Source organism: Psychrobacter piechaudii (assembly GCF_900162825.1).
Classification (GTDB): domain Bacteria; phylum Pseudomonadota; class Gammaproteobacteria; order Pseudomonadales; family Moraxellaceae; genus Psychrobacter; species Psychrobacter piechaudii.
The window spans coordinates 1-11,013 of sequence record NZ_FUGE01000052.1 but is presented as its reverse complement, the minus strand read 5'-3'; the positions used below and the strand labels follow the sequence as shown (position 1 = coordinate 11,013).

8 protein-coding genes and 1 pseudogene are annotated in these 11,013 nt (G+C 44.3%); 8 read left to right on the top strand and 1 reads right to left on the bottom strand.

Going from position 1 to position 11,013, the window contains the following annotated elements; genetic code table 11:
• Positions 1-442 precede the first annotated feature (442 nt).
• From A1019T_RS01800 to A1019T_RS01765, 8 genes are all read left to right on the top strand, one after another.
• Positions 443-4,213: a nitrate reductase subunit alpha gene (locus A1019T_RS01800; RefSeq protein ID WP_077450165.1), complete on the top strand. Its 3,771-nt coding sequence runs from the start codon at positions 443-445 to the stop codon at positions 4,211-4,213.
• Positions 4,214-4,249: 36 nt separating this feature from the next.
• The gene (gene narH, locus A1019T_RS01795; RefSeq protein ID WP_077450164.1) at positions 4,250-5,788 is read left to right on the top strand and encodes a nitrate reductase subunit beta; all 1,539 of its coding nucleotides are present in this window, start codon (positions 4,250-4,252) and stop codon (positions 5,786-5,788) included.
• A gap of 1 nt (position 5,789) precedes the next feature.
• Complete coding sequence (gene narJ, locus A1019T_RS01790; protein WP_244156493.1) at positions 5,790-6,635, top strand: nitrate reductase molybdenum cofactor assembly chaperone; 846 nt, start codon at positions 5,790-5,792, stop codon at positions 6,633-6,635.
• Positions 6,636-6,648: 13 nt separating this feature from the next.
• Positions 6,649-7,374, top strand: a complete 726-nt coding sequence (gene narI / locus A1019T_RS01785) for a respiratory nitrate reductase subunit gamma (RefSeq protein WP_077450163.1) — start codon at positions 6,649-6,651, stop codon at positions 7,372-7,374.
• Between the two features lie 171 nt (positions 7,375-7,545).
• Positions 7,546-8,727 (top strand): globin domain-containing protein, encoded by a 1,182-nt coding sequence (locus A1019T_RS01780; RefSeq protein ID WP_077450162.1) that lies wholly within the window; start codon positions 7,546-7,548, stop codon positions 8,725-8,727.
• Between the two features lie 113 nt (positions 8,728-8,840).
• Complete coding sequence (locus A1019T_RS01775) at positions 8,841-9,794, top strand: peptidylprolyl isomerase (protein ID WP_077450161.1); 954 nt, start codon at positions 8,841-8,843, stop codon at positions 9,792-9,794.
• Positions 9,795-9,857: 63 nt separating this feature from the next.
• Entirely contained in the window at positions 9,858-10,313 is a 456-nt protein-coding gene (locus A1019T_RS01770) for a hemerythrin domain-containing protein (protein ID WP_077450160.1), read from the top strand.
• A 60-nt stretch (positions 10,314-10,373) separates the two neighbouring features.
• Entirely contained in the window at positions 10,374-10,757 is a 384-nt protein-coding gene (locus A1019T_RS01765) for a TehB family protein (RefSeq protein ID WP_077450159.1), read from the top strand.
• Between the two features lie 119 nt (positions 10,758-10,876).
• On the opposite strand, the pseudogene A1019T_RS01760 reads toward A1019T_RS01765, so the two are convergent.
• Positions 10,877-11,013 (bottom strand): annotated as a pseudogene (locus A1019T_RS01760) (transposase); the annotation flags it as partial.

Here is an 11,013-nt window from a genome sequence, read left to right as displayed (position 1 = left end):
CAGGATCTATTAATTCACTAAATTGTTCTAGGGTGTCTGGAATCCTTTTATGCGTCTCATTAATAGCGTCTTGTAGTCTCATAGTAAAATAGCCCATCTACTTATTAGATGGGCTATTTTATTACTTTTATTGAGTTTTTGCCTTAACTGACTGGCATTAGCTTACTAAGCGGTGTTTTTTTATGAAAAAAGCCAGCTCGGTTACAAAAAAGTGATTTTCTGAAATTTTTCAAAATAAGAAATTGGCTGTCCTTCGTTGCGGGGTGGCTACTCCCAAAGTAGTAGCTGACTGCCTATCTAAGCTGATACACGAGTTGGTTTTTGCCCTCTAAAATACAAACTATCTAATTATACCTATTGCTCACGCACTAACAGTACCTGCATAGATGCTGCTGTTTTGAGCTTTTTTGTACATCGAAGTCATAACCTAGAGGATAGCAATATGAGCCATTTACTCGACCAGTTCCGTTTTTTTAAACGCAAAAAAGCTGAGTTCGCCGACGGTCATGGTGAAGTGCGGGATGAGTCCCGTGGATGGGAAGACGGTTATCGTAACCGTTGGCAATATGACAAAGTTGTTCGCTCTACTCATGGCGTGAACTGTACTGGGTCATGTTCTTGGAAGATTTATGTGAAAAACGGTTTGGTTACTTGGGAAACCCAGCAAACCGACTACCCACGTACCCGTCCAGACCTACCTAACCATGAGCCTCGTGGCTGTCCTCGTGGGGCAAGCTACAGCTGGTACATGTACTCTGCGAACCGCGTAAAATATCCTAAAGTTCGTAAGCCTTTATTAAAGCTATGGCGTGCGGCTAAAGCACAGCATCCTGATCCAGTAGATGCTTGGGCAAGTATTGTTGAAGATCCCACCAAAACGGTTGAATATAAATCTAAACGTGGTTTGGGCGGCTTTATTCGCTCGACTTGGAGCGAGGTCAACGAAATCATTGCAGCCAGTAACGTTTATACCGCTAAAACTTATGGTCCGGACCGTATTATTGGTTTCTCGCCGATTCCTGCTATGTCCATGGTCAGTTATGCAGCAGGTAGCCGCTATTTATCACTGATCGGTGGTGCCTGCTTGTCATTCTATGACTGGTATTGTGACCTACCTCCTGCTTCTCCTATGACTTGGGGTGAGCAGACTGACGTGCCTGAATCCGCTGACTGGTATAACTCGGATTACATCATCGCTTGGGGCTCAAACGTTCCGCAAACTCGTACGCCTGATGCTCACTTCTTTACTGAAGTACGTTATAAGGGAACTAAAACAGTTTCTATTACCCCAGACTATGCTGAAATCTCAAAGCTAACTGACCTTTGGTTAAACCCAAAGCAAGGTACTGATGCCGCTGTGGCTCAAGCTTTCTGTCATGTCATTATCAAAGAGTTTTATCTAAAGCAGCCTAGCGATTATTTTATTGATTACGCTAAGCGTTATACCGACATGCCAATTTTAGTGATGCTGGAAGAAGATGAGAATGGTAGCCGCCGTCCGGGTCGTTACCTGCGTGCCTCAGACTTAGTGGATGATTTGGGTCAAGAGAACAACCCAGAATGGAAAACTATTGGTCTTAATAACGACGGTGAGCTGGTATCACCGCTAGGCTCGATCGGCTATCGCTGGGGTGAGAAAGGTAAGTGGAACTTAGAGCAGAAGAATGGCTCAACTGGTAAAGATATCGACTTAACTTTAAGCCTAAAATCTGAGGCTGGTGAGCAAGAAGTCTGTGATGTGACCTTTGATTACTTCGGTCATACCGAACATCCTTATTTCACAGCCGTAGCAGGTGAAGCGCTACAAGTTAAACGAATTCCTTGTAAAACGATTACTTTAGCGGATGGCAGTACGGCCAAAGTAGCCACTGTCTTTGACCTAACCGTAGCCAACTTAGGTGTTGATAATGGTTTAGGCGGTGAGCACGTTACTGATGATTATAACGATGCGACTGTACCAGGCACGCCAGCTTGGCAAGAAGTGATCACTGGTTTATCCCGTGAAAAAGTGATCCAAGTGGGCCGTGAATTTGCTGAAAACGCGCATAAGACGCATGGTAAATCGATGATTATTATCGGTGCGGGTATGAACCACTGGTATCACCTAGATATGAACTACCGCGGCGTGATTAACATGCTAATGCTGTGTGGTTGTATCGGTAAATCAGGTGGCGGCTGGGCACACTATGTGGGTCAGGAAAAACTACGTCCACAGACGGGTTGGTTGCCCTTGGCGTTTGCCCTTGACTGGCACCGTCCACCCCGTCATATGAATGGTACCAGTTTCTTCTATAACCACAGCTCACAGTGGCGTCATGAGACGGTATCTGCGCACGAAATATTATCACCTCGTGTTAATAAGAAATTCTTCCCAGAACACATGCTTGATTACAACATTCAAGCTGAGCGTGCCGGCTGGCTGCCCTCAGCACCACAGCTGAACCGCAACCCATTATCGATTGCAGCAGCGGCCAAAGCTCAAGGTAAAGAGATTGAAGAGTATGTGGTGGATTCACTCCATGAGGGCAGCTTACGTTTTGCGTGTGAGTCACCTGACAATCCACAAAACTTTCCACGCAATATGTTTATCTGGCGCTCAAACTTACTCGGCTCATCAGGTAAGGGTCATGAGTACATGCTTGAGTACTTCTTAGGCACCAAAAACGGCCTGATGAGTGAAGAGAACCTGCCAGATGGCTTACGTCCAAAAGAAGTCGATTACGTTGAAGACGGTCCCAAAGGCAAACTTGATCTGGTAGTGACTCTAGACTTCCGCATGTCATCAACCTGTTTGTATTCTGACATCGTACTGCCAACTGCAACTTGGTACGAAAAAGATGATATGAATACCTCAGACATGCACCCGTTCATTCACCCCTTAACGGCTGCAACAGATCCAGCTTGGGAATCAAAAACGGACTGGGAAATCTATAAAGGCATCGCTAAGAGCTTCTCTGAAATTTCAGTAGGTCATCTAGGTGTTGAGACTGACGTGGTCACACTACCTATGCAACATGACAGCCCAGGCGAGTTGGCACAGCCATTTGGTGGAACCGACTGGAAAACGGCTGGTGAGCGCCCAGTACCGGGTAAAAACTGTCCAATGATCAAAGTTGTTGAGCGTGATTATCCCAATACTTATGCCAAGTTTACCTCACTAGGTCCGGCGCTTGAGAAACTAGGTAATGGCTCTAAAGGCTTGAACTGGGATATGACCAAAGCGGTCAAAGACTTAGGGGACCTAAACCACCGTGTGACTACCCCTGGTGTCTCTGAAGGCCGTCCACAAATTTTTACGGCAATCGATGCCTCAGAGACTATCTTAATGTTAGCCCCTGAAACCAATGGTGAAGTAGCGGTGAAAGGTTGGAAGGCATTAGAGGAGTTTACCGGCCGTGAGCATGCTCATTTAGCAGCTTCTAGTGAGCACGAGAAAATTCGCTTTAGAGATATTGTGGCCCAGCCACGTAAGATTATCTCAAGCCCAACATGGTCAGGTCTTGAGTCTGAATCGGTGAGCTATAACGCCGGTTATACCAACGTGCATGAGCTGATTCCTTGGCGCACCATCACCGGTCGTCAGCAGTTTTATCAAGACCATCCTTGGATGCAAGCTTTTGGTGAGCAGATGCAACAGTATCGTCCACCTATTGATACCAAAACTACGGACATCATGAAAGATGCTAAGCCAAACGGTAATAAAGAGATTGTACTGAACTTTTTAACCCCGCACCAAAAATGGGGTATCCACAGTACTTACTCTGAAAATTTACTGATGTTAACCCTTAACCGTGGTGGTCCAGTGGTTTGGATATCTGAAAATGACGCTAAGTCGGCGGGTATTGAAGACAACGACTGGATTGAAGTGTTCAACGTCAACGGTGCAATCACTGCCCGTGCGGTGGTCAGTCAACGTGTCAAAGACGGCATGACCCTGATGTATCACGCTCAAGAAAAACTGGTCAATATCCCAGGTTCTGAGCAAACTGGAACCCGTGGGGGTATCCACAACTCAGTGACCCGTACCATCTTAAAGCCAACGCATATGATTGGTAGCTATGCGCAGCAATCTTATGGCTTTAACTACTATGGCACAGTGGGCTGTAACCGTGATGAATTCGTTGTGGTTCGTAAGATGTTTAAGATCGATTGGTTAGAGAACAAGCCAGATGATTCATTGCCACAGCCACTACCCACTACTTTGGAAGGTTAAGACAACCTTAAACACTTTAATTTGGAGCACACACCCATGAAAATTAGATCACAAGTAGGCATGGTGCTTAACCTCGATAAATGTATCGGTTGTCACACCTGCTCAGTTACCTGTAAAAACGTTTGGACCAGCCGTGAAGGTATGGAATACGCATGGTTTAACAACGTTGAGTCAAAGCCGGGTATTGGTTATCCCAAAGACTGGGAGAATCAAAACAAATGGAAAGGCGGTTGGATTCGTAATGCCAATGGCACAATTAACCCTCGTATCGGGGGTAAATTCAGAGTGTTAGCGAATATTTTCGCTAACCCTGATTTGCCAGAGATTGATGATTACTACGAGCCATTTGACTTCGACTATCAGCATCTACATACCGCACCAATTAGTAACCACCAACCGATTGCACGTCCTCGCTCAGCGATTACTGGCAAGCGTATGCAAAAAATCGAATGGGGTCCTAACTGGGAGGAAATCTTAGGCTCAGAGTTTGAAAAGCGTCGCCGTGATAAAAACTTTGACAACGTACAGGCTGACATCTATGGCGAGTACGAAAACACCTTCATGATGTATTTGCCACGTCTGTGTGAACACTGCTTGAACCCAACTTGTGTGGCTTCTTGCCCAAGTGGGGCTATTTATAAGCGTGAAGAAGACGGTATTGTACTTATTGACCAAGATAAGTGCCGCGGCTGGCGTATGTGTATCTCAGGCTGCCCATACAAGAAGATTTACTATAACTGGAAGTCGGGCAAATCTGAAAAATGTATCTTCTGTTATCCACGTATTGAAGCGGGCATGCCAACGGTTTGTTCTGAAACTTGTGTGGGTCGTATTCGTTACCTTGGTGTGCTTTTATATGATGCCGACAAGATTGCAGAAGCGGCTTCTACACCAAATGAGCAAGACTTATATCAAGCGCAGTTGGATGTATTCTTAGATCCAAACGATCCAGAAGTCATCGCTCAAGCATTGAAAGATGGCGTTCCTCAATCAGTGATTGATGCGGCTCAAAAATCACCGGTTTATAAACTGGCGATGGATTGGAAACTGGCGCTGCCGTTACATCCAGAATATCGCACCTTACCAATGGTTTGGTATGTACCGCCTTTATCACCAATCCAAAACGCTGCAGAAGCGGGCAAAGTAGGTATGGACGGTCTGATTCCAGACGTAGATAGCTTACGTATTCCACTGCGTTATTTGGCAAATATGCTAACTGCTGGTGATGAAGAGCCCGTGCGTATGGCATTAAAACGCTTACTTGCGATGCGTAGCTATAAGCGTATGCAATTGGTTGAGAAGCAAGAAGTACAAAGCATCTTGGATGATGTGGGCTTAACCAAGCTACAAGTCGAAGAGATGTACCGCTACTTAGCGATTGCCAACTACGAAGACCGTTTTGTTATCCCAACCGCACACCGCGAAGAGGCCATGAGCGATGCATTTGCAGAGCGTAATGGGTGTGGATTCACCTTCGGTGAAGGCTGCTCAGGCAGTAATGACGTCAGCATGTTTGGTCAGAAAAAAGCCACTCGTCGTGACTTCATTGACACTGTTCAAAAGTGGGAGGTGTAGGATGACAATGCTAACTCAACAAGTAAAGCCGCAAGCAGCAGATATGCCAGTTATTGGCAACTCAGATATGAAGATTTTAAAAGTATTGAGCTTGCTGATTGACTATCCTACCAACGAGCTATTTGAAGGCGAAACTTTAACAGTCTGCAAACAGATAGTTAGTAGCTCCCCTCTAATGAGTCCTGAGGTACGTCAACAAATTATCGATTTAATCGATGACATGGTTGAGATTGGTAGTTTAGAGGCTCAAGCCCGTTACGATGGTCTTTTTGAGCGTGGCCGTTCTTTATCATTATGGCTTTTTGAGCATGTACATGGCGAGTCTCGTGACCGAGGTCAGGCCATGGTCGACTTGATGGGTCAGTATGAAGAAGCTGGCTTTGAGATTGATCAAAAAGAGCTGCCTGATTATTTGCCAATGTATTTAGAGTTTTTGGCGTATCAAGCAGCGGTAACTGGCGATGAAATCAAAATCCGTATGGATATCGCTGATGTCAGTCATATCATTGCGCTACTTGCGGCAAGACTCAAAGACAGAGACAGTCTGTATGAAGGCTGTTTTAACGCACTGCTACAAATAGCGGGCAAGCCACTGGATGCGGTTGATGCATTAGAGGAGCAAGTGCAACAAGAGCAGCGTGACGATACGTTTGAAGCGCTTGACCAAGAGTGGGAAGAAGAGGTGGTTGATTTCTTAGGGGCGCAGCAAGAAGAGCGCTGCCCATCAAGCACTCAAAACCTCGCAAAAGGTATTGCGATAGACCGCAATGTGATGCCACCAAAACAAGTCGATGCCCCTGTACATTGGGTAGATTTCGATAAACCGAAATCGGTTAAACAGCCTTAAGGAGAGAGAGGACATGAATATTGCAGATCCTAGTGTACAGTCTTTGGCCAACTTAAGCTGGCTACAAATATTTTTATTTGGTATCTACCCATACATCGCCTTAGTGGTCGCTATTGTGGGTACTTGGGTGCGTTTTGACTTGTCACAATACTCGTGGAAGACCGGCTCATCACAAATGCTACGTAATAAAAACATGCGTTTAGCAAGTAACCTATTTCACGTCGGTATTATCGTCGTTCTACTTGGTCACTTCTTTGGTATGTTAACGCCGCACTTTATTTATGAGCCATTTATCAGTGCTGGAAACAAGCAGATCTTAGCTGTCGTGGTAGGGGGTATTGCTGGGGCGGTGTGTTGGGTGGGTATGGTGATGCTGATGTGGCGCCGCTTTACCGATGATCGCATCTCAAATACCTCATCATTTAGCGACAAGTTAGTATTGGTGCTGCTGTTTATCCAATTAAACTTGGGGCTGATTTCAATCTTTACCTCTATGCAGCATCTAGACGGTCTAACCATGATGAATCTAGCAGGCTGGGCACAAGATATTACTATCTTAAGACCTTGGCATGCGGCAGCTCGTATCGAACAAGCTGATCTGATTTATCAGCTGCATATGACACTAGGTATTACGCTGATTATGATTTTCCCGTTCACACGTTTGATTCATATCATCAGTGCACCAGTGTGGTATTTGGGACGCCGCTATCAAATTGTCAGACAAAAACAATCGCAATAGAAAGTCTCACAAAAGTGATACAACGAAGATTGATGGGGTAGATTTATAACATTCATTTTATATGAATGTTATGATAAAATAGCTTTCGTTGTAGCGAACGCTGCAATTTCTATCCCATCAATCATGATTGCTGCAACTTATTACTGATAGGCAATCATTAAGGAAGTAAAAATGGCATCACCACAAACACTAGCTGTTGTTAAACAAACGGTTCCTGTCCTTGAAACATACGGCACTCAGATTACAACGGTGTTTTATCAAAATATGTTTGCCGAGCACCCTGAGCTGTTGGATATCTTTAACGAAACCAACCAAAAGCTAGGACGTCAGCAAAGCGCTTTGGCAACCACTGTTTTAGCGGCTGCAAAGCACTTAGAGCAATTAGAAGTGTTGCTACCGCAAGTGATGCAAATAGGCCATAAGCACCGTGCCTTACAAATTAAACCTGAGCACTATCCCATTGTCGGCAAACATCTATTAGGCGCTATCAAAGAGGTGCTAGGCGATGCGGCAACCGATGAGGTTATCAATGCTTGGGCTGAGGCCTATGACGAGATCGCTTCGGTGTTTATTAAAGTCGAAGCAGATATGTATCAAGAGGCCATGTGGTCAGGCTTTATACCTTTTAAAGTTATCAAAAAAGAAATCACAGGTTCTGATATCGCAGCTTTCACAGTACAACCTGAAGACAATAGCTTTGATGTTAGCCGCCTACCATTGACAGCGGGTCAGTACATTACGGTTAAAACAGATCCTGAGGACAGCGATCATATCGCATTAAGACACTACTCATTGTATTCAGTCGATAGTAGTGAAGGTCTAAAGTTCGCTGTACGCCGTGATAACAGAAATGAGCACCGCGGGCTGGTATCTAATCATTTACACGATAAGATAGAAGTAGGCGATACCCTATTGTTGTCAGCCCCTGCTGGTGATTTTAAATTAAACCAATCACTGATTGAACAAAATGATATCCCATTGGTACTAATCAGTGCTGGCGTGGGTGTAACCCCTGTACTTGCCATGCTTGAAGCACAAGTTAAAGCCAATCCAAAGCGTCCTATTATTTGGGCCTATGCTTGTCAAAACCAAGATTTCCACGCTTTTGATGGTCGGATTAATGCTTTATTAGAGCAAGCAGAACAGGTACAAAAAAGCACGTTCTACTTTGAAAGCAATCAGTTGTTAAACGAAGAGTGGCTAAAAACCCTACCTAACCCAGCAGATGTCTATGTCTGTGGCTCCATGATATTTATGGACAGTATGATCGATGGGTTAGCCGCTTTAGAGCACAGTAACGACTACATTCACTACGAGCCCTTTGGTCCAAAAATGAGCCTAAGTGCTGGTTAAACTATTTACGTTAAGAAGTCATTAATACGCTTTTGTTAAAGCAAAACCACTATAAAGCTTACTGATTTTTTTGAATTGGCTTTATAGTGGAGTATGACTTAATGGAGTAAAAAATGACGGCAATGACCTATGATCCAAGACAAGTCGCTGATGATAATATTCGCATTATGCCGACCTCAGATGATCTAAAGAAACCACATTCTGACCAAGAGTTTATTGAAAAAGCATTGGCGGAGGAACGTAGCAATCATAAAAATTTAATTGCTTCTAGTCGCGAAGAGTTGCCAAGTGTTTACGTCAATGGTGTGATGATTGACAAACAGGCCATTGCACAAGAGCTACAGTATCATCCAGCACCCACCAAAGAAGATGCTTTGTTCCTAGCGACTCAAGCCTTGGTAGTACGTGAACTATTAAAGGATGCTGTACTTAATGATGAGGCACTTGGTCAAGAGGCTTGGGATAGTAATGAAGAACAAGCCATTTCAGACTTGATTGATAAAAACGTAAATGCAGCCACTCCTGAAAATGAGGTCTGTGAGCGTTACTACGAGCAAAACAAATCTGACTATAAGACTGCTCCAATTATGTCGGTACGCCATATCTTATTAGCCAGTCTTCCTGAAGATGGCGAAGAGCGTTTGGCACGTAAAAAACAAGCGTACGAGCTGATTGAGCAAATCAAAAACAGCAATAACCCAAGTGCTGAATTTATCGAATTAGCTCGCCAGTATTCAGCGTGCCCCTCTAAAGAGCAGGGCGGAGAGCTGGGTGTACTCAGCCAAGGTCAAACAGTACCTGAGTTTGAGTCCGTGGTATTTACTATGGATGAAGGGTTAGCGCCAAGTCCTGTTGAGACCCGTTATGGGTTTCATATTGTCGATGTGATGGATAAACAGCCGGGTGTTCAGCTTGACTACTTGCAAGCCAAACCTGCCATCGCTAATAAACTGGCGCAGCAAGCTTTCCATCATGGGCTATGTGATTATCTATATGCGCTTGCTGAGCAAGCGGATATTGACGGCATTCAAATGGAGCTGTCTCAAGAGAATGTATACCGAGGGTAGGATAATAGTTAAATAGCTGCCCTTGAATATATTTTGATAAAGACATAATAATAAGGAACTGTTATGAAACGAGCTGCTCAACTCCAGCCATTATCCCGGGAGCATCACCAAGGATTGGTTATCTCCCGCCATGCCAAAGAGTGCGCCAATGATGTTGAAGAAATTGCCAAACATTGGACGGCTTTGACAGACTATATTAATAAAAATATGACCAACCACTTTAAAGTGGAAGATGATTTAATGCTGGCTAAGCTCGAGCCTTATCGACACAGCCACCCTCAAGTAGCAGAGGTTATCGATCAAATAGTGGAGCAGCACAATAAACTATACCAACTTATCGAGTTACAAAGCCTTAGCGCTGCTCAAGTGCAGGAGCTTGGCAGTGTGCTGTATGATCATATCCGTTTTGAAGAGCGTGAGCTGTTTCTGCTGGCTCAACAAATTTTGTCTGAGCAAGAGCTACAAGCTATTTATGATGCCAGCTCCAAAAATGTTAAGCGCGAAGAAGAGAGTCTATAAGCTAGAACCCCGACAGGAAGTCGTTAATTTAATCTCTAACTATAATAGTAAGGAAATAACATGAGCCATATTGTCATTCCAAGTCACTGGAGAGTGAAGCGCTCCACACCATTTTTTACCAAAGACAACATTCCTCCCTCATTATTAACCCATCACAATACTGCCGAAGGTATCTATGGGCAAATTTGTGTGATGCAGGGTACAGTTATTTTTTATGGCTTCGTTGATGAACAAGCGACTGAGCCTGAAAAAAGAATCGTTATTAATGCTGGCGAGTTTGCAGTGAGCCCACCGCAGTATTGGCACCGGGTTGAATTAAGTGAGGATGCTCAGTTTAATATTAACTTTTGGTCCGAAAAAGATCATGAGGGCAGTAAGGTAATGCAGCAATCCAAGATCCACAATCAGCCGATAGAGAATTTATTTGAAGATAGTGATCGCTAGAAAGTAGCTATAATACCAATTCTAAAAAATAACACTCAAGTCGCACCACTCCCGCTGAGTGATAGACCTAATTAAGTTAGTCTCATTACACAATGCATTCCAAGCGTCACATGCCGCATCGACAATCGAATCATAACTCTCAAAACAGCGATTAGACAACCAATGCTGTTTAAGGTACTGCCACACCTGTTCAGCAGGGTTAAGCTCAGGTGAGTAGGGAGGCAATTTAAGCATGGTCACATTGTCTTGATCCAAA